The sequence below is a fragment of the Microbacterium paludicola genome, assembly GCF_015235415.1.
GTDB lineage: Bacteria > Actinomycetota > Actinomycetes > Actinomycetales > Microbacteriaceae > Microbacterium > Microbacterium paludicola.
Genome location: NZ_JADGLL010000010.1, coordinates 1 through 21,191, shown reverse-complemented (window position 1 = coordinate 21,191; position 21,191 = coordinate 1). Strand labels below are relative to the sequence as shown.

The following is a 21,191-nucleotide window of genomic DNA, read 5'->3' as shown; positions in this document are numbered from 1 at the left end:
TCGGAGGTGGGTCAGCGCCGCCGCTGCGCGTCGCGCGGGTCGACGCCGACCCGCACCGCGGCTCCCGAGGCGGCCGCGGCGAGCGCCTGGTCGATCTGCGTCAGCGGGTAGCGGGCGCTCACGAGCTCCTCGAACGGGCGCTCCCCCGCGTGCTCGCACAGCCAGCGGATGGCGCCGTCGAGGTCACGCGGGGCGTAGTTGTGGACGCCGCGGATCGTCACGAGTCCGCGCACAAGCCGCTCCGGGTCGAGCTGCAGCGGCTCGGTCGGGAAGACGCTGCCCACGAGCAGCACCACGCCGCCGACGCCCACCGCGTCGATCGCCGACCGCACCGCCCTGGGCGATCCCGACGCCTCGAGGCCGACGTCGTACTCGGGCCGCCCCGTGGCCGCAAGCGCCGCCGTCAGGCCGCGCGCATCCGTCGGATCGGCGACCTGCGCCGCCCCGAACCGCACGGCGAGCGCACGGCGGGAGGGATCCGGATCCGCGACGACGACGGTCGCGCCGCGATCGGTCGCCATCGCGCACGCGGTCAGGCCGATGAGACCGGCGCCCAGGACGAGCATCGTCGCGCCGTCGAGATCCACGATGTCCTCCGCCCGCTCCAGCGCGGCCCAGGCGGTCGCGCCACCGCAGGCAGCCGGAGCGGCGACCTCGGCGCGCAGGGCCTCGCCGATGCGCACGATCGCCGTGCCCGGCCGCAGGTGCGCGTGCGTCGCGAAGCCCCCGGTCAGCTCCCAGTGCACCTGGATGCGCTCGTGGCCGTACTTCAGCAGCGACCGGCACTTCTGCGGCAGGCCGCGCCGGCAGCGATCGCAGTCGCGGCAGCCGGCCATGATCGACCAGACGACGCGATCGCCCACGTGCACGGGTGCGCCGTCCACCGCGCGCACCCCGTCGGAGACGTCGATCACGCGGCCCACGTACTCGTGACCGAGCACCAGCGGCGCCGGCGCGGGACGGCGCCCCTCGACGGTGTGGACATCGGAGCCGCAGACGGTGGCGAGCTCGATCGCCACGAGCGTCTCGCCGGGGGCGAGCACAACACCGGGGACGGCGACGATCTCGTGCGGGCGTCCCACGCCCGTCCACACCATGGCGACGGCCGGCGGCTCGAGGACGACGTCGCGCGTGACCGGGGCGGATGCCGGGGTGGGCGTCGGGATGAGGGCCGGCGTCGCCACGTCAGACACCGCCCGAGGTCGCCACGGGCGCGACGGCGGGCAGCCCGATCAGCGCACGCAGGCCGGAGACGTCGTCGATCACGTGGTGGGCGCCGGCGGCTTCGAGGGTGGCGCGGTCGTGAGCGCCACTCAGCACACCCACCACGAGGCCAGCACCGGCCGAGAGGCCCGACGCGACGTCGCTGGCGGTGTCACCCGCCACGGCGACGGCCGCGATGCCCGACACCTGGGCGAACAGCGCCGCGCCGAGCACGAGGTCGGGGGCGGGACGGCCGCGTCCCACGTCGATGGGCGACAAGGCGGCGTCGATCAGGTCGGCCCAGCCGAGGCCCTCGATCAGGGCGTCGCGGGTCACGGGCGCGAAACCCGTCGTCAGGACGACGGCGATGTCGGCGTCGCGCAGGTCCTCGAGCAGCTCGCGCGCGCCCGGGATGGGCTCGACGCCCTCCTCGACGATGAGCTCGGAGTAGGCGCGCTCGAACGCCGCGGTCGCCTCCTCGGCGCGGACGAGGTCGCCGCCCGCGAGGTGGGTGAACACGTCGATCTTCGACTGCCCCATGGTGTCGCGGACGTACTGCAGGGCCTCGTCCCAGCTCATCCGATCCGCGACTCCGGTGCGCTCATGGGCGCGCTGGAAGGCGCGCTCGACGACACCGTCGTCGCGCACCGTCGTGCCTGCCATGTCGAGCACCACGAGCTCGAACGAACGCGTTCCGGAATCGGCCATGGGGTCCCCCTCTCGAAGCCGATCCGGCGGCTTCGCCGGATCGAACACCCCAGCCTGACACCCGGTTTCGTGCGGTTTTTTCCACTCCGGGCATTGTTCAGGTGCCGTTAACCGAGCCTTCCGCCGGCACCGGGAGAGCCTTCACGCGCCCGCCTTCTGCTTCCCTACCCGCAGAGGCACCTGCGCCCCGAATCCGGCCCCTTGACGCCCCTCGTCGTGGAACCCCACCGGTCGTTGAGCGGAGCGAAGCGGAGTCGAAACGGGCTGAGCGGAGCGCAGCGGAGTCGAAGCCATCGGCCGGGCGTGATCGGCTCAGGCCTCAAGCCCCCGAAGAGCTCCCCGTCCCCGACACATCCGTGCGGTGGAAGCTCTGGAACGAGCGCGACGCGGTGGGCCCGCGCTGACCCTGGTAGCGGTTGCCGTACGCGCCCGAGCCGTAGGGGTTCTCGGCGGGCGAGGTGAGGCGGAAGAAGCAGAGCTGGCCGATCTTCATGCCGGGCCACAGCTTGATCGGCAGCGTCGCGACGTTCGACAGTTCGAGCGTGACGTGGCCCGAGAAGCCGGGGTCGATGAATCCGGCGGTCGAGTGGGTCAGCAGGCCGAGGCGGCCGAGCGACGACTTCCCCTCGAGGCGCGCGGCGACGTCATCCGGCAGCGTGACCGTCTCGTACGTCGAGCCCAGCACGAACTCGCCGGGGTGCAGGATGAACGGCTCGTCCGGCGCGACCTCGACCAGGTGGGTCAGATCGGGCTGATCCTCGGCGGGGTCGATGAAGGGGTACTTGTGGTTGTCGAACAACCGGAAGTAGCGGTCGAGCCGGACGTCGACGCTCGACGGCTGCACCATCGCGGGGTCGTACGGGTCCAGGCCGACGCGGCCGGAGTCGAGCTCGTCTTTGATATCGCGGTCCGAGAGCAGCACGCCACCACTGTATTGCCAAGCGGGTGAGGCCATCCGCCGACCGCCCCCGGCAGAGCGGACGCGCCGCCTGGCACACGTTCACCGGGCGCGTCAACCCGCGCGCGCTTTGCACCGGATCGGCGTTAGATCGGAGGCAGAGTTCACGACGCCGGAAGGAGACGCCATGTCCCAGAACGAGACGAGCAGCGCAGACACCGGGGCGAAGCCGACCACCGCCACGGGCGCGAAGAAGGCGGCCGCCGCGGCCGCCGGCACCACGACGCCGGACGAGACGAGCACCACGCCGGCGAGCGACACGAGCACGACCGGGGCGAGCGCCGCGGGAGCGGGCGACCCGGTCGGCGACACGTCGTCGTCGTCCGAGCAGTACCTCACCGAGCCGAACGCCGCGCAGCAGAAGGTCGCCGAGGGCCTGCGCACCGCCGGCGAGAAAGTCGCCTCGCTCGCCGGCAGCGAGGGCGTCGTCGGCGACATCGCCGGCAAGGCGTCGGAGGGTCTGAAGCACGCCTCCGACTGGGTGTCCGAGCAGGATGCCGGCGCGATGCTGACCGAGACGAAGTCGTTCGTGCGCCGCAAGCCGTGGGTGGCCGCGGCCATCGGCGTGGGAGCACTGATGGTGCTGAACAAGCTGACGCGCGCCATCACGAGCGGCGGCAAGCGCTGACACCGAGCCAGCGGAGGCGGCATCCCCCCCCGATGCCGCCTCCGCTCCTGCGCGTGATCACATCCGGTGCGCCGGGCGCACATCCCCGCCGTGAGCGCACATCCCGCAGGCCGTTCGGTCGCGCGGAGGATGTGCACTCGCCGATGCCGGGCTGACATCCGGAGCGCTGTTATGCTGGCTCTCACGCGCTCCGGCGCGTACGGGGCTGTAGTTCAATGGCAGAACTTCTGCTTCCCAAGCAGACAGCGCGGGTTCGATTCCCGTCAGCCCCTCCACTGCCTCGCCGGCTCGACCGGCCAAAGAGATGATGGCCCCCGGGCCCGGGCTTCTCTAGTGTCGGAGCATGCCGCGCCGTGACCTGAAGAAGATCGCCGTTGCGGCATCCCTCCTCGCCCTCGCGGGATGCACGGCGACGCCGGAGCCTGATGCCGCAGAGGCGCCGTCGTCTTCCTCTGCGACACCCGCCGCGCCGGGGGCCGTCCCCGCCGACGTCGCCCTGACCGATCCGCCGACGTACACGCCCACCGACTTCGACGCGCTCCTCGCGTCAGACACTCTCTCGGAGAGCGCCGGGGTCGCGGATGTCGCCTCCTACCAGCAGATCCAGGCCGAGTGGGAGCGGGTGACGAGCGCCTGGCCCCTGCCCGTCCCCGAGTCGCTCCCCTTCCCGGCGCGGGTCGACGAGATCCCGCATGGAACGACCTACTCGGTCGGGTACGCGCTCGACGAGGCAGACCGCTGGTGGACGTGCGCCGCCGCCACCGCGGCGCTCGACGCGCGCGTCGAGGGCGACGCCACGACCGCCGCGTACTGGCTCGAGGCGCTGCACCTGTGGTGGACAAGCGACGCGAAGGCGGACATCTTCGCCAACCCCGAGGCATACGTCTCCGAGGTGCTGGATCCGGCCGTCGAGGGCGACTGGGCGAAACTCGAGCAGCAGTCGGGCTGCGAGCCCTCGTAGTGCCCTACTGCAGCTCGTGCGAGGTCGGCGGGTTCGCGCCGGCGCGCGAGACGGTGATCGCGGCCGCGCGCGCAGCCCGCTCGAGATGTGGGGCGACGTCGCCCGCGGCGAGTGCCTCCCGCAGGCCGGCGCCGAGGATCCCGTCCCGGTGGAGGCTCGTGAGCAGCGCGGCCATGAACGAGTCGCCGGCGCCCACGGTGTCGACGACCGTCGTCGCGACAGCGGGGACCTCGAGACGCTGAGTGCCGACCCGGGCCATCGCACCCTGCGAGCCTCGGGTGACGACGACCAACGCCCCGCGCTCCGCGATCCGGTCGAGGACCTGCGCGAGGTCCTGCCCCGGATAGAGCCAGGCAAGGTCCTCGTCGCTCGCCTTCACGACGTCGGCGAGCGCGACGAGCTGCTCGAACCGGGCCACAGCCGCGCCGTGATCCCCCAGCAGGGCGGGGCGGATGTTCGGGTCGATGCTGATGCTGCTGTCGCCGCGGGCGTCGGCGAGCAGCCCGAGCACGGCGTCCGCCCCGGGCTGGAGGAACGCCGCGATCGAGCCGGTGTGAAGATGGCGCGCCTCGAGGGGGACGCGGGTGGCGGCGAGCGTCCATCCGATCTCGAAGTCGTACTCCGCGGATCCGTCCGGCCGGATCCGCGCGGTCGCGCGCGGGGTGCGCGGCACCGCGGTCGCGCCGTCGCCGAGGACAGTGGCTCCGGCCCCCTCCAGGTGATTCCGGATGAGCGCGCCGTCTTCGTCGTCGCCGAGCTCCGTCAGCAGCGCCGCGCCGACCCCCAGCCGGGCGAGGCCGAATGCGACGTTCGCCGGGCTTCCCCCGGGGTGCGTCACGGACGAACCGTCGGGCTGCCGGATGACGTCCGCGACGCTCTCGCCGATGACGAGGATGTCTGTCATGTCGATCACGCCTCCGGGGCGTCGCCCACCGCGATGGCGGCGAGAGGGGAAGGGGGGAAGACGACCTGCGTCAGCACACTACGTCCCCCGGCGGCGAAGAGGGGAACGCCGACGGATCGGATCGCGACGGCCGCCGGGCCCTGACGACGGGGCCGCCGCGCCGGCGGCCCCGTCGTCACTCCGGCTCGGCACCATCACGCCGACTCCGGCACCGCGACGACCTTTCCGCGCAGGCCGCCGGTCGCGGCCTCCGCGTGGATCGCGGGGAGCTGGCTCAGCGGCACGCGCCGGGACACCTCGACCCGCAGCTCGCCGCCGTCGACAAGCGACACCAGACGCGACAGCTGATCCGCATCCGAGCGCACGTAGATGCCGGCGGCGCGCACGCCGCGCTTCTCGTCACCCGGCGTCGGCATCCAGGCGGTCGTCGCCGCGACCACACCGCCATCCCGCACCAGGTCGACAAGCGCCGCGAACTCCGCCTGCTCGATGGGAGCGAGGTTGAGCAGCACGTCGACCTGCCCGTCGACCGCATCCCTCACGGCCGTTGTCGTGTGGTCGATCACCTCGTCCGCCCCGGCGGTCCGCACGCGCTCGGCGCTCCGCGGGCTCGCCGTCGCGATCACGTGCGCCCCGGCGCGCTTGGCCAGCTGGATGGCGTAGTCGCCGACCGCGCCGCCCGCTCCGACGATGAGCACGCGCTGGCCGCTTTCGAGGCCGGCCTCGTCGAACAGCGACTGCCAGGCGGTCAGCGCCACCGAGGGAATTGCCGCCGCGTCCACCAGCGGGATGCTCGTCGGAGCCGTGGCGAGAGCATCCGCCGGCGCCACGACGAACTCCGCCGCGGCACCGTCGTCGGTCATCGGCAGGAAGCCGATGACCGCGTCCCCCACCGCGAACGACTCCACCCCCGCGCCGACGGCCTCGACCGTGCCGGAGACGTCGCACCCGGGGATGTGGGGCAGCGACACCGGGATCGGCAGGTTGCCCGACCGGATGCCGCTGTCGGCGGGGCTGAACGCCGACCCCGCCACGCGGATCAGCACCTGACCGGCGCCGGGAGCGGGCCGCTCGACGTCCTCGTAGCGGAGCACCTCGGGGCCGCCGAACTCGTGGTAACGCACTGCCTTCATGTCGAACTTCCTCTCATCGGGCCCCTCTCGGGCCATGTGTTGCTTCGAATCCGAAGCATCTGCGATCACCGTAGCATTGCTTTGGATTCGTAGCAACTGTTTCAACTTCGCAGCATTGCTAGAATGGGGCGATGAGCTCCGATCCCACCCTCACCCCCACCCAGCTCGGGGCGTACTTCGCGCTGATCGAGGTCAGCAGCCTGCTGCGGCACGCCGTCGAACAGCAGCTGCGAGAGGCCGGAGACCTCAGCTACGTGCAGTTCCAGCTGCTGGCGACGCTCGGGGACGCCCCGCGCGGCACCCAGCGGATGACCGACCTCGCCGACGGCGTCGTCTACAGCCGCAGCGGCCTGACCTACCAGGCCCAGCTGCTCGAGCAGCGCGGTCTCGTCAGCCGCGCCCCCTCACGCGAGGACGAGCGCAGCATCGACGTGACGATCACCGACGCGGGGCGCGAGGTGCTCTCGGCGGTGTTCCCCGGGCACATCGGACTGCTCCACGAGCTGTTCCTCGAGCCGCTGTCCGACCGGGACGTGGAGGCGGTCGCGGATGTGCTCACCCGAGTGCGCGACCACATGCGTGCCACACCGCCCCGCTCCGCGGCGCCGCGGCGTCGGCGGGCGAAGGGCGGCGCGGGCGACGCGGACTGACGGCCGGCGTCACGCCGGAGCGGTCACCCCGCGGAGCCACTCCTGCGCGCGTGCGACGAGCGCGCGGGCGACCGGCGCATCCTTCGCCCAGTTCTCGAAGCCGTGCGGCGCGCCCTCGACCACGTCGGTCGTCACGGACACCCCTGCGGCACGCAGCGCCTCGGCGTAAGCGAGGTCCTCCCCGGCGAACAGCTCGATGTCGCCCCACGTGAGGAACGCGGGCGGCAGACCGCTCAGGTCGGTGCGGCGCGCGGGCACGGCGTAGTCGGGAACCGTCGCGGCGCCGGGTTCGGCGCCGAGGTAGCCGGCCCACCCCTCGCGGTTGCGCCCGTTGTCCCACACGAAGTGCTGCTCGGCATCCAGCTCGCGGCGGGCGGCGGTGCGGTCATCCAGCATGGGAGCGAACAGCCACTGCCCGCACGGCTGCACCCCGCCCTCGTCGTGGATGCGCTGCACGAGGGCGGCCGCGAGGCCCGCCCCCGCGCTCTCGCCCCCGACGACGACGCGCTCCGGATCCACGCCGAGCTCCGCCGCGTGGGCGATCAGCCAGCGCCACGTGCTCAGGACGTCCTCGTGCGCGGCGGGGAAGGGATGCTCGGGGGCGAACCGGTAGTTCGCCGAGACGATCACGAGCCCCAGCCGCTCGGCCGTCGACAGGCACAGCGCCTCGTCCTGCTTCGCGTCGCCGAAGAGCAGGCCGCCGCCATGGATCCACAGCAGGCCGGCCCCGCTGCGCGCCCCGGTCGGCGTGTAGACGCGGACGCCGGTCGACCCGGCACGATCCTTCGTCACGCTCACCGTGGCGGACGTCGGCACCCGAAGCATCCGCACGGCGATCCGGATGAGCCAGCGCGGCAACCGCACCTGAGCGCGCATCATCGGTTCGCGCAGCTCCGGCAGTACTCGCTCGATGTCCACGGAATGGCCTTCCTCGGGTGGGTGAGTCCTCTCACGATAGGGCCATCCGGACACGGTTGTCCGAATCGCGGATCCCATACCGTGGTACCCCCGGATGACACCTGCAGGATGATTCGCGACCCCGGGTGCGCGCCGTACGTTGCACACATGGAGATCATGGATGTCGCGCGGCAGCCGCGCGTGAACGCCTCCCCCGCCGCGGCGGATCCGCCGACGCCCGCCGCGGCCGCATTCGGCCTCGTGCTGCTTCACATCGCGTTCTTCGCCGTCGGCAGCGTCCTTCTCCTCGCCGGCTTCGCGGCGGCGGCCGCGCAGCGGCTTGCATCCGCGCTGCGCGGGAGGACGACGCCGGTTGCGGTCGCGACCTACGCCGCGACCGGCTCGGGGGACGGCCGTCCGCGCAAGGCCACCACGCCGCCGATGACCAGCACCAGCGCGGCGAGCGCGCTCACGCCGTAGAGCGCAAGCGGCGCGGGCTGGTGGCTGCCGCCCGAGACGAGGAACGCGTCGGCGACGGCCATGCCCATCGGGAAGCTCGCCGCGAAGTACACGGGCGCGCCGCACACAAGCAGGCCGAGCTGCCATGCCGCCGCGGTCGACCAGCGCAGGCGACCGGCGACGGCGACCGCCGACAGCACCGCGGCCACGATGACCCCCGGCGCGAACAGCGCCAGTGGGATGACGACGCCGGTCGTCCAGCTCTCGCCCGATCCTTCGACGCCGGCGACGACCTCCGCGTGGCTCGCTCCCGGCACGGCGGCCATCGGGTCCCACACCACGATCGACAGCACTCCGACCAGCGCGTACGCCGCCACCGCGAGCGCGCCGGCGACCGGGAGGATCCTCGTCATGCGGTCAATCCAACCGCAGACGAGGATCCTCCGCCACGGATCAGACGACGGGCTCCCACGGGCCGTTCGCGTCTCCCGGTGCCGCCCTCCGGGCTCGGCGCGCAAAGAGCTCGACGAACCGTCGCAGGATGCGGCCGGTCTCCGTGACGGGCACCCGCGCGGCGGCCGCGAGGGTGTCATCCAGCTCCTCGGGGGCGAAGTACCCGTGACCTGCGTACGCGCGGATGCGCGTGGTGATGCCGTCCACATCCAGTTCCGGATGGAACTGTGTCGGGTAGACGTGCCGGCCGACCCGGAACATCTGCACGGGGGAGTCGGGGGACGACGCCAGCAGCACGGCGGACGCCGGCAGCGAGCTGATCGCCTCCTTGTGCCCCACGAAGGCGTCGAAGGTGGGCGGCATCCCCTGCAGCAGCGGATCCGCCGTGCCCGCCTCGGTGAGCGTGACGGGCACGACCCCGATGGGCTCCCCGAACTCGCGGCCGATCGCCGCCCCGATGTGGGAGCCCAGCGTCCCCACCCCGTAGCACGCGCCGAGGAACGGGAAGTCGCGCGCGACGACCTCGCGCAGCAGCGCGTCGAACTCGGCCTCGACCCGGCGCTGCACCGCCGACTTGCGCTCATCCGGATCCGACGCGTTGAACGGGCTGCCGCCGACGAAGATCCCCGAGATGGCGTCGAGGTCGAGCTCGGGCATCGGCCCCGCTTCCAGCCGCACCCGGATCAGCTCCTCGGGCCGAAGCCCGCCGTACCGCAGGAACAGCTCGTACTCCTCGTCCGCCGGCCCGTCCTCCGGGCGAGTGGCGAGAAGAACGAAGGGGCGGGTGCGGCTCACGATGCCGGACACTAGCACTGCACATCGGCGACTGCTCGAGGCGAGCAGATGCGCGGCTCCCAGCCCGTCGGGCGTTCCCATCCACTGGTGGCAGCGTTCCCGTAGAGCGGCCACCCCCATTGCGACCCCGGGACGCTGCGAGGAGGCTCGGGGTGCTGGTCATCCGCCAGCGAACACGCCTACGGAGACAGGAGGGCGAAGATGCCCGGAAACAGAGCTGTTGTCTACAAGGGTCCCGGCGAGGTCGAGGTCGTCGACACCGCATACCCCGAGTTCGAGCTGAAGGACGGACCAGGCGTCAACCCGGCCAACGTCGGGCGCAAGGTGCCGCACGGTGCCATCCTTCGCACGGTGAGCACGAACATCTGCGGGTCGGATCAGCACATGGTGCGTGGCCGCACGACCGCACCGGCAGGCCTCGTGCTCGGCCACGAGATCACCGGCGAGGTGGTCGAGGTCGGGCCGGACGTGGAGTTCATCAAGGTGGGCGACATCGTCTCCGTGCCGTTCAACATCGCCTGCGGTCGGTGCCGCAACTGCAAGGAGGGCAAGACCGGCATCTGCCTGAACGTCAACCCCGACCGGCCCGGATCCGCGTACGGCTACGTGGACATGGGCGGCTGGGTCGGCGGCCAGGCCGAGTACGTGCTCGTGCCGTATGCCGACTGGAACCTGCTGAAGTTCCCCGACCGCGACCAGGCGCTCGAGAAGATCCTCGACCTGACGATGCTGTCGGACATCTTCCCCACCGGCTTCCACGGGGCGTACAGCGCCGGCGTCAAGCCCGGATCGACCGTGTACATCGCCGGAGCCGGGCCCGTCGGGATCGCCGCGGCCGTAGGCGCGCAGCTGCTCGGCGCCGCCGTCGTGATCGTGGGCGACCTCAACGCCGACCGGCTCGCTGCCGCGCGCGCCATCGGCTGCGAGACCGTCGACGTCTCGCAGGGAGACCCGAGGGACCAGCTCGAGCAGATCCTGGGCGTGCCAGAGGTGGACGCGGGCGTGGACGCCGTCGGGTTCGAGGCGCGAGGGCACGGGGCGGACGCATCGCACGAGGCCCCCGCGACCGTGCTGAACTCGCTCATGGAGCTCACCGCGGCCGGCGGCGCGCTCGGCATCCCCGGCCTGTACGTGACCGGCGACCCCGGCGGCGTCGATGAGGCCGCCCAGGTCGGTTCCCTGTCGATCCGGCTCGGGCTCGGCTGGGCGAAGTCGCTGTCGTTCACGACCGGGCAATGCCCCGTCATGCGGTATAACCGCCAGCTGATGATGGCGATCCTGCACGACAAGGTGCAGATCGCGAAGGCCGTGAACGCGACGCCGATCTCGCTCGAGGACGCGCCGCGCGGTTACGCCGAGTTCGATCAGGGCGCCGCGCGCAAGTACGTGCTGAACCCCAACGGGTACATCAAGGCCGCATAGGCGGCGGAGGAGACGGCGACCCCCGGGCGCCCGGCGCCACCCGCGCCACGGCGCCCGGGGCGCCGCCGCGACACGCGCCCGGTAGCGTAGGAACATGACCCCGGCCGACCGTGACGACGAGGTCGACCTCCTCATCGACGCGTGGTCGCGCCGACTTCCGGACATCGACCTGACTCCGCTCGATGTGATGTCGCGACTGCGGCGCGCGGCGAACAGGCTCACGCGGCTCCGTGCCGACGCGTTCCGCGGCGCGGGGCTCACCGCGTGGGAGTTCGACGTGCTCGCCGCGCTCCGCCGCGAGGAGCCGCCGCACGAGCTCAGCCCCATGCAGCTGGTCACGGCGACCATGATCGGCAGCGCCGCCATGACCAACCGCATCGACAAGCTCGTGGCGCGCGGACTCGTCGAGCGGCGACGTCACCCCAGCGACGGGCGCGGCGTCCTCGTGCGGCTGCTGCCCGAGGGCATCGAACGCGCCGACGCCGCCATGACGGCCCTCGCGCAGCACGAGGCCGAGGAGCTCAGCGCGCTCAGCCGCGCCGACCAGGCAACCCTCGCGCGCCTGCTGCGGGTGCTCGCCAGCACCGAGCGCGGCTAGTCGGGCGCTGTCAAGCCCGTGCCGCGGCGGCGCGGCCGGCCATAGCGTGGTGCTCCCGAGCAAAGGAGGCGCGTCATGGTCGAGCCGGGACCCGCTCGCCGCGGCCGCACGCCCGCTGACCCCACGCGGATGCGCAACCAGCCCGCCCTCCACACGCCAAAGCGCTGGATCTGGCTCGTGCCGGGACTGCTGCTGGCGGTCGTCGCGATCGTCGCCTTCGCCCTCGCGCTGCCGTCGAACTGGGCGCTCGCATGGATCGGCATCGCGTTCGTGGTGGCCTCGTCGGTCGGCCTGATCACGGCCGCACTGACCATCCAGGTCGACCGCACCCGCAACCTCACGATGGCGGGACTGATGGCGATCATGGCGGCGATGTCGCTCATCCTGCTGCTCGCGATCCTGTGGCAGACCCAGCTGCCGAACGTCTGAGGGGACGCGGGGGGGCTCATCGGATCGGACGTCCTCCCAGTCCTCGGAGCCCGGCCGCGCACTCAGCGCGCGAACAGCTCGACGAACCGTCGCAGGATGCGGCCCGTCTCAGTGACCGGTACCCGCGCGACGGCCGCGAGGGTGTCTTCCAGCTCGTCCGGGGCGAAGTACCCGTGGCGGGCATACGCGCGAATGCGCGTCGCGATGCCGTCGACGTCGAGCTCCGGGTGGAACTGCGTGGCGTAGACGCGGCGACCGACCCGGAACATCTGCACCGGCGAGCCGGGGGACGACGCCAGCAGCACGGCGGAGCCCGGCAGCGAGCTGATCGCCTCCTTGTGCCCGACGAAGGCGTTGAACGTCGGCGGCATCCCCCGCAGCAGGGGATCCGTCAGGCCCGCGTCGGTGAGCGTGACGGGGACGACCCCGACCGGCTCCCCGAACTCCTGGCCGATCGTGGCCCCGATGTGGGAGCCGAGCGTCCCGACGCCGTAGCAGGCGCCGAGAAACGGGATGTCCCGGGCGACGACCTCGCGCAGCAGCACCTCGAACTCGGCCTCGACCCGCCGCTGGACCGCCGGCTTCCGCGCATCCGGATCCGAGGCGTTGAAGGGGCTGCCGCCGACGAAGATCCCCGAGATGGCGTCGAGATCGAGCACGGGCATCGGTCCTGCCTCGAGTCGCACCCGGATGAGGTCCTCGGGGCGAAGCCCGCCGTACCGCAGGAACAGCGCGTACTCCTCGTCCGCGGGTCCATCTTCCGGACGCGTGGCGAGAAGGACGAAAGGGCGCATGCGGCTCACGATGCGTGGCCAGTCACACTCTCTCCGGCGAGCGCGGCGAGCACCTCGGCGGCGGTGCGCTCCTCGCGTAACTCGCCGACGCCGAGGCCGGCGTTGATCGACATTCCGCGCGGGTCGTCGGCGGCGTTCGCGGCCGCGAGCTGCTCGGCGGCAGCGCCCTCGACGCCGTCGGCCCAGCGCCGCGTGAAGTCGTTGTCGAGCACTCGCTCGGGGATGTCGGCCGGCCAGCCGTAGCCGGCGGCCTGGTCGAACGCGGAGGTCAGGATGGTGTCCTCGGGCCGCGCCTCGATCAGCGCCCGGCGCGTTCCCGGCGAGGCGAGCGACTCGCGGCACGCGGCGAACGCCGTTCCCACCCACACTCCGCTCGCACCACGGTCCATGGCGCGTCGCACATCCGCCGCCGTCGCGATCGCCCCGGCAGCGAGCCCCGGCCGCGAGGTCAGGTCCGCTGCCGCGTCGAGCAGCGCATCACGGTCAGCGAGCGGGCGCCCGTGGCCGCCGGCCTCCCGCCCGCGCACGACGATCAGGTCGGCACCGGCGGCATCCGCACGCTCGACACCGGCCGCGTCGAACACCTGGGCCGCCGCGAACACACCGCGGTCGTGGGCCCGGGAGATCCAGTCAACGTCGTCGCCGAAGCTCACCGACAGCACCACGGGCTCGGCGTCGAGGGCGAGATCGAGCAGCCCAGGCTCCTTCCGCACGACCCAGTCGACGAGGCCGATCCCTACGCGCACGCCCGCGGGCACGAGAGGCAGCTGCCGCTGCAGCGATGCGACGCTCCCCGAACTGCCCATGCCGATCATCCCGAGCCCGCCCGCCTGGGAGACGGCGGCGGCGAGCGCCCCGCCGGCGATGCCGCCCATCGGCGCGTTCAGGATCGGGACCCGGATGTCAAGGGGAAGCGCGGCGACCATGCCCGATTCTCTCAAGGCCGAGCGCTTCGCGGATCCGGATGACGGTGCACGTCGCCGGGACCAGCCGCCGCACACGCTACGCCAGCGGCTCCGCCACCGGCTCGGGCCGACGTCGCCCGCGCGAGGTCCACACGGCGCCGGCGCTCGCGCACACGACGAGCACCAGGCCGAGGATCTCGAGCCAGGCGAGCTGCTGGCCGAGCAGGATCCAGCCGGCGAGCGCGGCGGTTGCCGGCGCCAGGCTCATCAGGATGCCGAAGGCCGCCTCGGTGAGCCGGCGCAGCGCGATCAGCTCGAGCGCGTATGGGATGGTGGACGACAGGATGGCGACCGCCGCGCCGAGCGCCAGGAGGTCGGGTCGCAGCAGGGCCGGCCCGGCCGTCACGATGCCGAACGGCAGGGAGATCAGGGCGCCGATCGCCATCGCCAGCGCGAGCCCCTCGAGCTTGGGGAACGCCCGCCCCACGCGCGCCTGTCCGCGGATGTAGAACGCCCAGCTCACCGCCGCGCCCAGCGCGCACAGCACGCCGACGGGGTCGAGCCGCTCCCATCCCCCGCCGCCCAGGGCGATGACGCCGGCCAGGGCGAGGCCGGCCCAGACCCACGCCGTGCGAGTGCCGGCGACGAGGATCGCCAGCGCGAGCGGACCGAGCACCTCGATCGTCACTGTCACTCCGAGAGCGAGGCGCTCGAGCGCCACGTAGAAGAAGCCGTTCATCACCGCCAGGGCGATGCCGAGCCGCGCGACCGTCGCCCACTCGTGACGCGTTCGGCCGCGCACGGCCGGCCGCGCGATCGCGAGCAGGATGAGCGCCGAGAACACGAGCCGCAGCATCACCATCCCGAGCGGGCCGGTGTGCGGGAACAGCAGCACCGCGATGGCGGCGCCGATCTCCTGGCAGGCGAGGCCGAGGGCGACGAGCCCCGCCGCGAACCCGGACGACGAGCCGCGCGCCGTCACTCTGCCGCGTCGTCGATCGGGCAGATCGCGCGGTCGGCGACGCGCTGGTGGTAGTCGTCGGCGGTCCAGGGAAGGCCGAACTCGGGGGCGGTCTCACCCTCACGCGCCGGCACCTTCGACACGATCGCCGCGAGCTCCTTGGCGAGATAGCCGACGAGCGACTCCGGGGCCGCCGAGTTGTTGAGCACCACGGCGACGGTGAGACCGTTGTCGACGTCGGCGTACGCGCTCGTCAGGTACCCGGGCGTCGCGCCCTGCTGGCCGATCATCGAGCCCGCGATGAAGGTGCCGCCGGCGTACTGGTACCAGGAGTCGCTCTTGGTGCTGACGGGCTTGGCGCCGCTCCAGCGCGGCGCGAGGCCGTCACCCTCCTTTGCCCGGGCGGCGAGGGAGGCGGTGTACACACCGAGCTCATCGATCGTCGACACACCACCCGAGTCGGTGAAGCCGAAGCTCGACGACAGCACGGTGTAATCGCGCGGAGCGGTGCAGCCCGCGTCGCGGTCCGCCTGGTCCGAGAAGTACCCCGGCAGCGCGGGATCTCCCGGAGCCGCGGCCGCCGCCCCGGGAAGGCCGGTCGCCTGCAACCCGAGCGGCTGGGTCACGTACTCCCGGATGAGCGCCGGCATCGACTCGCGCGCTGCGTTCTGCAGCGCCATGCCGAGCAGCAGGTAGCCGGTGTCGGAGTCGGTGAACGCCACGCCCGCCTCGCTGCTCTCCTTGCCGAGGCCCGCCGCGGCGACCTCGCGCGGGTGCCACTGGCGCTCGGGGGTGCGCAGCACGTCGTGGATCAGCGTGTCGCTCGACCGCCCGAGGCCCGAGCTGTTGTCGCACAGGTGCCGGAGCGTGACCTCGCCGAGGTTCGGCGTGCTCGGCACGTACTTGGCGACGCTGTCGTCGAGCCCGACGATCCCGTCCTCCACCATCCCGTAGAGCACGTCGCATGTCATCGGCCGGGTCATCGAGGTGATGCGGAACGCCATGTCGGTCGTGACCGGGGTGTCCGAGTCGTGGGCCGTCGTACCGAGGCCGCTGACCCAGGCGCCCGCCCAGGGAACCCACACCCCGACGATCGCACCGGAGGATCCGGTCGCCGCCATCGCGTGTTCGACCGCCGACTGGAGCTGCTCGACAGTGTCGGCGGGAAGCTCCCCCGCGACCTGCTGCGGCGTCCCCGCCAACGTCGTCTCGCCCCCCGTGCACCCGCTCAAGGCCACGGCAATCGCCGCGGCCGCCGCGAGCGCTGCCACTGCGCGACGTGCTCGATCCGTCATCCGCATGACACCCCCGATCGCCCGTCCACAGAGTCTACGGTGTGGCGGCCGCCGTCCCCGTTGCGGCTGCGGCCTGCCGCTGCTCCCACACGGCGCGCATGAACCGGCGCACATCCTGGTCGACGCGGATGTCGCTCGGCCGCAGCGGTCGCGAGAGGTACAGGCCCTCGAGCGAGGTCAGCCGGCTGAGCGCGACGTAGGTCTGCCCGGGGGCGAAGGCGCCGGCGCCGAGATCCACGACGGCCCGGTCGTACGTCTTCCCCTGCGACTTGTGGATCGTGACGGCCCACGCCAGACGCAGCGGGAACTGCGTGAACTCCGCGACGACCTCGCGCGTGAGCTTGCGGCCGATCGGGTCGTACGCGTAGCGATACTTCTCCCAGACGGCCGGCTCCACCTCGACCTCCTCGCCGTCGACGTCCACGCGCACGGTCTCGCCGACGATCCGGGTGACGGTGCCGATCGTGCCGTTCACCCAGCGCGGCGGCTCCCCCGGCGATCCGGTGTCGTTGCGGAGGAACATCACCTGCGCGCCGATCTTGAGCTTCAGGTCGGGGTCGGCGGGGTACACGTCCCCACGGCCGAAGTCGCCGCTCACCTCGGCCTTCGCGGTCTGCTCGCGCCCCGGCAGCTGCGCCAGGTGCTTCGCGTTGATCGCGTTGACGCGGTCGTTGCGCGTCGCGAGCGTGATGATCGGATGATCCGGATCCTCCGGGGGCGTGCGCGCGCCCTTCGCGTTCAGGATGTCCGCGATCTCCTTCGTCACCCGGCCGTAGCGGACGGCGTTGAGCATCGCCTTGAACGCGTCGTCGTCCTGCCGATGGATGTGGGTGAGCTCGCGGATGTGGAGCTCGGCGCCGTGCCGGCCGAGCTCGATCAGCCCGTCGCCCTCCGGCTCGCGCCCGGCCCAGACGTGCGCGTCGAAGAACCAGAACGACCGGTAGTGGTCCTGGATGTACCGCGCCTCGTCGCCGCGCGGCGGCACCGGGGCCAGCTGGTACGGGTCGCCGAACATCACGATCTGCACCCCGCCGAACGGCTCGCCGCGGCGTCCCCGCGCCTGGCGCAGCGAGCGGTCGATCGCGTCCATCAGGTCGGCGTTGACCATCGAGATCTCGTCGATCACGAGCGTGTCGATCGCGTTGAGCAGCTTGCGGGTCGCGTCGTTCTGCTCGATGTCGCTGTCGGCGATCAGTCCGATCGGCAGCTTGAACAGCGAGTGGATCGTCTGCCCCTCGACGTTCAGCGCCGCGACGCCGGTCGGCGCGCAGACCGCGATCTGCTTCTTCGTGTTCCACGAGAGGTGGTTCAGCAGCGTCGACTTGCCGGTGCCGGCGCGTCCGGTGACGAAGACGTGCTCGCGCGTGTCCTCGATGAGGCGGAAGAGCTCCTCCTGCTCGGGGGACAGCGCGGGCATGACATCCATCCTCCCATCGGATGCCGTGTGACGCGGTCAGCTGTGCACTCTCGCCGCGCATCGGGCGCCGATGACACCATTCAGGATGAGCCGGAACGGGCTTTCGTAGACTGGCCCAATGGATCAGGCGACCGCGACGGCGACCCCGGCCGCGGCGGCGCCCGGCGGCACGGCGGAACCGGCGGAGCGCCGGGCGCGCTCCCGGCTCACGCGCGACCTGCTGCTGCTCGGCATCGTCGGCGTCCTCCTCGCCGCGGCGATCTGGGCGGGCTTCTCGTCGCTGTACCGCCTGTTCTGGGGCCCCAGCGCGTTCGTCGAGCGGTACATCGGGATGATCGCCGACGGGGACGCCGCCGCCGCGCTCGCCGTCCCCGGCGTCGCTCTGGACGACACCGATCTCGAGGCCGCGGGGCTGCCCATCACGTCGTCCGACGCGCTGCTGCGCAGCGCCGCCCTGACGTTCGAGCTGACCGATGTCGCCGTCACCGAGAAGCCCGTCGGCGACGAGGAGATCGAGGTCACCGCGACCTACGCGATCGACGGCGTCGCCGGGAAGACGACCTTCCACGTCACGCAGGTGGGGTCGGACGGCCTCACACCGCGCTGGGGCTTCGCGACGAGCCCGCTCGCGGAGATCCGCGCGACCGTGCTCGGATCGATGCAGTTCTCGGTCAACGGCTTCGAGATGGACAAGCGCCAGGTCTCCCCCGACAGGGAGAAGGCCGATCCGGTCGCCCCGGTGTCGCTGCTCGTCTTCTCGCCGGGTATCTACAGCGTGGAGGTCGACACCGCCACCGCCGAGACCGGGCCCGTGAAGGTGCTGGCCGACGCGGCGCTGAAGAGCGTTCCGCTCGAGGTGCAGGCCGAGCCCACCAAGGCGTTCACGCAGGTCGTGAAGGAGAAGGTGTCCGCCTTCCTCGCCGAGTGCTCGACGCAGCAGGTGCTGCAGCCGAGCGGCTGCCCATTCGGCATCCAGATCGACGACCGGGTGTTCGCCGACACGATCGCCTGGAGCATCCCCTCGGAGCCGAACGTCGAGATCGTGCCCGACGGCGCCTACTGGGCGATCTCGCCCGCGACCGGCACGGCGCACATCGAGGCCGACGTGCGCTCGATCTTCAACGGCCTGATCTACCACTACAGCGAGGACGTGCCGTTCGTGATCGACGGCACGGTCGACATCCTGTCCGACGGCACGGCGTCGATCCTCGTGGGCAGCCCCGCGCTGCGCTGAGTAATCATCGATCGCGAGCGCCGGCGCGGAGCGTCGGCCGAGCGATCGATCCGGGTCACCGCCCGCTGTACCCCTCTGGGAGCGAAGCGACCGTGCCGCGGAGCGGCCCACCAGCGCGCCCCGGATGGAGCGAAGCGACAGCCAATCGAGCGCGAGTGTCGGCGCGAAGCGTCGGCCGAGCGATCGATCAGCGCGCGGCCCAAAAAGGAACCGGATCGATCAGCGCGCGGCCTTATCGGCTGCCTCATCGCGCTCAGCGATGCGGGCGAGGCGGGCGTTGTAGGCCTCGAGCTCGGCGTCGTCCGTGCGGTCGGCGTGGCGGTCGGAGCGGCGCTGCTGGCGCTCGTCGCTGCGGCTCCACTGCACGGCCACCACGATCGCCGTGATGAGCGTCGGAATCTCGCCGATCGACCACGCCACGCCGCCGCCGATGTACTGGTCCTCCATCGGCGTGGGGCCCCACGTGCGCCCCATCGCGCCGAACCACTCGGCGACCATCAGGCCCGACTGCATCATCATCGCGACGCCGAAGAAGGCGTGCATCGCCATGACCGCGATGAGCGTCACGAGACGGCCCGGGTACGGCATCCGGTACGGAAGCGGATCGATCCCGGTCAGCGACATCACGAACAGGAACCCCGAGATGAGGAAGTGCGTGACCATCCACACGTGCCCCAGATGGTCGTACAGCGACCAGCGGAACAGATCCGTGAAGTAGAAGACCCAGAGCGAGCCGACGAAGATCCCGGCCGCGACCAGCGGATGCGTGACGACGCGCGCGAAGGGGCTGTGCACGGCCCACATGATCCACTCGCGGCCGCCGCGCGTGCCGTCGTCGCGCTTCTCGATCGCCCGCAGCGCGAGGGTGATGGGCGCCCCTGGCACCAGCAGGAGCGGGATGCCCATCGTCAGCAGCATGTGGCCCAGCATGTGCAGGCTGAACAGGTAGTCCTGGTAGGCGTTGACCGGGCCCGAGGTGACCCAGAAGAGGGTCAGCATCCCGAGCACCCACAGCACCGTGCGGTACACCGGCCAGCGGTCGCCGCGCCGGCGCATCCGGATGACGCCGGCCAGGTAGAAGACGATTCCCGCCGCCGCGACGAAGGCCCACAGCAGGTCGACGTCCCAGGTGGTGAACCAGCGGTCGAACGTCAGCTCCGGCGGCAGCGGCTCGTCGGTCAGGACCTCGGCGGGCGTCGACGAGTACGGCGTCTCGGTCGCCGGCGGCGGGGTGCGCGCGAGCGCGGCGGCCGCGCCGGAGGCGATGCCCATGAAGGCGAGCTCGACGGCGATGAGGGTCCAGAAGGCGCGGCCGGCCTTCGCCGCGCGGGCCGCGTTCGCCGAATCGATCCGTCCGATCAGCAGGCGCCGGTACCAGGCGCCGAGCAGACCCATCAGGACGAGGGCCGCGACCTTCAGGCACAGGATGCCGCCGTACGGCGTCGCGAGCTGCTCCCACGCGCTGATGGCGGACAGGGTGCGCGCGAAGCCCGAGAGCGCGACGACGACGAACGCGACGAGCGCGATCGACGAGTACCTCCGCAGCACGTCCGGAACGCGCCGGGCATCCAGCACCGGACGCAGCACAACGAGCAGCACAAGCCCGCCGAGCCACACCGCGGCCCCGACGACGTGGAGGCTGAGGGCCGTGACGGTGGCGTCGTGGCTCGCCAGCTCGCCCGAGTGGCCCTGCGTCGCCATGGGAATGAGCGAGACGAGCGCCAGGATGGCCGTCAGCAGCGTCGCCGTCCACGACCGCACCGCGAAGGTCAGGATGGTCACGACGGCCGCCGCGATCATCGTCATCAGCCACGTGCGGCCGAGCTCCACCTCGGTCAGGAACCTGCCGAGTTGCGCGCCGAACTCGGGCCCGGCCGACAGCTCGGGGTTGAACGAGTCGAGGAACGTCAGGAAGCCGACGGCGCCCGACGCGACCGTGAACACCGCGGCGCCGATGGAGGAGACATCCAGTGCGCCGTCGAACTCGCGGTCGCCGGCCTTCAGGGCGAACAGCGCGAGCACGAGCGATCCGGCCATCACGGCGGCGGACACGTTCACGAGCAGCTTCGCCATCGGCAGGCCCCAGCGCACGAATGGCCCGGGATCGCCTGTCGCCAGCGGATCGGCCGCACCGCCGTAGGCGAGGGCCGCGATCGTGGTGAGCGCCGCGGCGACGATCAGGATCGCGGGCCCGGCGGCCCGCAGCGCGCGCGGATTCACCCGTTCAGCCTAGATCGCCGACCCTGTGACGGCTCTGACCCCACCGGCTGCAGTGCGTGCTTGCGAGCCGAAGCGACCGACCCCAAGCCGCCCGCCCGTGCGAGCCGTCACCTCGACTCGCAAGCTCGCTCGATAACCGGGGGTGGGCAGCGGGCCGGTACCCCCAC

At 72.1% G+C, this 21,191-nt stretch carries 22 protein-coding genes and 1 tRNA gene; 9 read left to right on the top strand and 14 right to left on the bottom strand.

The genetic code is table 11. From position 1 onward, the window contains the following. Window positions 1-11: 11 nt before the first annotated feature. The 3 genes from IR155_RS06215 to dcd form a co-directional block, all read right to left on the bottom strand. Window positions 12-1,184 carry a zinc-binding dehydrogenase gene (locus IR155_RS06215; protein ID WP_233441124.1) on the bottom strand — a complete coding sequence of 391 codons (1,173 nt, stop codon included), beginning with the start codon at window positions 1,182-1,184 and terminating at the stop codon, window positions 12-14. A gap of 1 nt (window position 1,185) precedes the next feature. Further along, window positions 1,186-1,911, bottom strand: a complete 726-nt coding sequence (locus IR155_RS06210) for an HAD family hydrolase (RefSeq protein WP_135113980.1) — start codon at window positions 1,909-1,911, stop codon at window positions 1,186-1,188. A 319-nt stretch (window positions 1,912-2,230) separates the two neighbouring features. Then, on the bottom strand, window positions 2,231-2,833 hold the full coding sequence (gene dcd / locus IR155_RS06205) for a dCTP deaminase (RefSeq protein WP_135113979.1): 603 nt from the start codon (window positions 2,831-2,833) through the stop codon (window positions 2,231-2,233). A gap of 163 nt (window positions 2,834-2,996) precedes the next feature. Here dcd and IR155_RS06200 point away from each other — a divergent pair, with 163 nt between their 5' ends. The 3 genes from IR155_RS06200 (at window position 2,997) to IR155_RS06190 (ending at window position 4,458) form a co-directional block, all read left to right on the top strand. Further along, a complete protein-coding gene (locus IR155_RS06200; RefSeq protein ID WP_135113978.1) occupies window positions 2,997-3,497 on the top strand; it encodes a hypothetical protein in 501 nt (166 codons plus the stop codon). A 201-nt stretch (window positions 3,498-3,698) separates the two neighbouring features. Continuing rightward, window positions 3,699-3,772 (top strand) — tRNA-Gly (locus tag IR155_RS06195). Between the two features lie 68 nt (window positions 3,773-3,840). Further along, window positions 3,841-4,458 (top strand): hypothetical protein, encoded by a 618-nt coding sequence (locus tag IR155_RS06190; protein ID WP_135113977.1) that lies wholly within the window; start codon window positions 3,841-3,843, stop codon window positions 4,456-4,458. Between the two features lie 4 nt (window positions 4,459-4,462). Here IR155_RS06190 and IR155_RS06185 read toward each other — a convergent pair whose 3' ends face one another. Continuing rightward, complete coding sequence (locus IR155_RS06185; protein ID WP_209306741.1) at window positions 4,463-5,362, bottom strand: carbohydrate kinase family protein; 900 nt, start codon at window positions 5,360-5,362, stop codon at window positions 4,463-4,465. Between the two features lie 194 nt (window positions 5,363-5,556). Next, window positions 5,557-6,495 carry an NADP-dependent oxidoreductase gene (locus IR155_RS06180; RefSeq protein ID WP_135113975.1) on the bottom strand — a complete coding sequence of 313 codons (939 nt, stop codon included), beginning with the start codon at window positions 6,493-6,495 and terminating at the stop codon, window positions 5,557-5,559. A gap of 131 nt (window positions 6,496-6,626) precedes the next feature. On the opposite strand from IR155_RS06180, the gene IR155_RS06175 reads away from it, so the two are divergent. Next, window positions 6,627-7,145, top strand: a complete 519-nt coding sequence (locus tag IR155_RS06175; protein WP_135113974.1) for a MarR family winged helix-turn-helix transcriptional regulator — start codon at window positions 6,627-6,629, stop codon at window positions 7,143-7,145. 9 nt (window positions 7,146-7,154) lie between these two features. On the opposite strand, the gene IR155_RS06170 is transcribed toward IR155_RS06175, so the two are convergent. Further along, window positions 7,155-8,063: an alpha/beta hydrolase gene (locus IR155_RS06170; RefSeq protein WP_233441123.1), complete on the bottom strand. Its 909-nt coding sequence runs from the start codon at window positions 8,061-8,063 to the stop codon at window positions 7,155-7,157. 147 nt (window positions 8,064-8,210) lie between these two features. Between IR155_RS06170 and IR155_RS06165 the strand changes: the two genes are divergently transcribed. Next, window positions 8,211-8,522, top strand: coding sequence for a hypothetical protein (locus tag IR155_RS06165; RefSeq protein WP_135113973.1), 312 nt, complete (start codon window positions 8,211-8,213; stop codon window positions 8,520-8,522). Here the strand turns inward: IR155_RS06165 and IR155_RS06160 are convergent. Next, a complete protein-coding gene (locus tag IR155_RS06160; RefSeq protein WP_135113972.1) occupies window positions 8,429-8,914 on the bottom strand; it encodes a hypothetical protein in 486 nt (161 codons plus the stop codon). The genes IR155_RS06165 and IR155_RS06160 overlap by 94 nt on opposite strands. Window positions 8,915-8,954: 40 nt before the next feature. After that, complete coding sequence (locus IR155_RS06155; protein WP_233441122.1) at window positions 8,955-9,749, bottom strand: glutamine amidotransferase; 795 nt, start codon at window positions 9,747-9,749, stop codon at window positions 8,955-8,957. A gap of 201 nt (window positions 9,750-9,950) precedes the next feature. Between IR155_RS06155 and fdhA the strand changes: the two genes are divergently transcribed. From fdhA to IR155_RS06140, 3 genes are all read left to right on the top strand, one after another. Further along, window positions 9,951-11,171: a formaldehyde dehydrogenase, glutathione-independent gene (gene fdhA, locus IR155_RS06150; protein WP_135113969.1), complete on the top strand. Its 1,221-nt coding sequence runs from the start codon at window positions 9,951-9,953 to the stop codon at window positions 11,169-11,171. A gap of 94 nt (window positions 11,172-11,265) precedes the next feature. Continuing rightward, window positions 11,266-11,769: a MarR family winged helix-turn-helix transcriptional regulator gene (locus tag IR155_RS06145; RefSeq protein ID WP_135113967.1), complete on the top strand. Its 504-nt coding sequence runs from the start codon at window positions 11,266-11,268 to the stop codon at window positions 11,767-11,769. Between the two features lie 75 nt (window positions 11,770-11,844). Next, window positions 11,845-12,198, top strand: coding sequence for a hypothetical protein (locus IR155_RS06140; protein WP_135113965.1), 354 nt, complete (start codon window positions 11,845-11,847; stop codon window positions 12,196-12,198). A gap of 62 nt (window positions 12,199-12,260) precedes the next feature. On the opposite strand, the gene IR155_RS06135 is transcribed toward IR155_RS06140, so the two are convergent. The 5 genes from IR155_RS06135 to IR155_RS06115 all read right to left on the bottom strand — a co-directional run bounded on the left by IR155_RS06135 (window position 12,261) and on the right by IR155_RS06115 (window position 17,570). Beyond that, the gene (locus IR155_RS06135) at window positions 12,261-12,992 is read right to left on the bottom strand and encodes a glutamine amidotransferase (protein WP_135113963.1); all 732 of its coding nucleotides are present in this window, start codon (window positions 12,990-12,992) and stop codon (window positions 12,261-12,263) included. Between the two features lie 5 nt (window positions 12,993-12,997). Continuing rightward, entirely contained in the window at window positions 12,998-13,918 is a 921-nt protein-coding gene (locus IR155_RS06130) for an NAD(P)H-dependent flavin oxidoreductase (protein ID WP_135113962.1), read from the bottom strand. 76 nt (window positions 13,919-13,994) lie between these two features. Continuing rightward, window positions 13,995-14,879 (bottom strand): EamA family transporter, encoded by an 885-nt coding sequence (locus IR155_RS06125; RefSeq protein ID WP_135113960.1) that lies wholly within the window; start codon window positions 14,877-14,879, stop codon window positions 13,995-13,997. Further along, window positions 14,876-16,129: a serine hydrolase domain-containing protein gene (locus IR155_RS06120; protein ID WP_233441121.1), complete on the bottom strand. Its 1,254-nt coding sequence runs from the start codon at window positions 16,127-16,129 to the stop codon at window positions 14,876-14,878. Before IR155_RS06120 ends, IR155_RS06125 begins: the two co-directional genes overlap by 4 nt. A gap of 58 nt (window positions 16,130-16,187) precedes the next feature. Then, window positions 16,188-17,570 carry an ATP-dependent RecD-like DNA helicase gene (locus IR155_RS06115; protein WP_406917666.1) on the bottom strand — a complete coding sequence of 461 codons (1,383 nt, stop codon included), beginning with the start codon at window positions 17,568-17,570 and terminating at the stop codon, window positions 16,188-16,190. A gap of 118 nt (window positions 17,571-17,688) precedes the next feature. On the opposite strand from IR155_RS06115, the gene IR155_RS06110 reads away from it, so the two are divergent. Continuing rightward, a complete protein-coding gene (locus IR155_RS06110) occupies window positions 17,689-18,804 on the top strand; it encodes a hypothetical protein (protein WP_135113954.1) in 1,116 nt (371 codons plus the stop codon). Window positions 18,805-19,023: 219 nt separating this feature from the next. Here the strand turns inward: IR155_RS06110 and IR155_RS06105 are convergent, their stop codons facing one another. Continuing rightward, window positions 19,024-21,024, bottom strand: a complete 2,001-nt coding sequence (locus IR155_RS06105; RefSeq protein ID WP_135113952.1) for a cytochrome c oxidase assembly protein — start codon at window positions 21,022-21,024, stop codon at window positions 19,024-19,026. Between the last annotated feature and the right edge of the window lie 167 nt (window positions 21,025-21,191).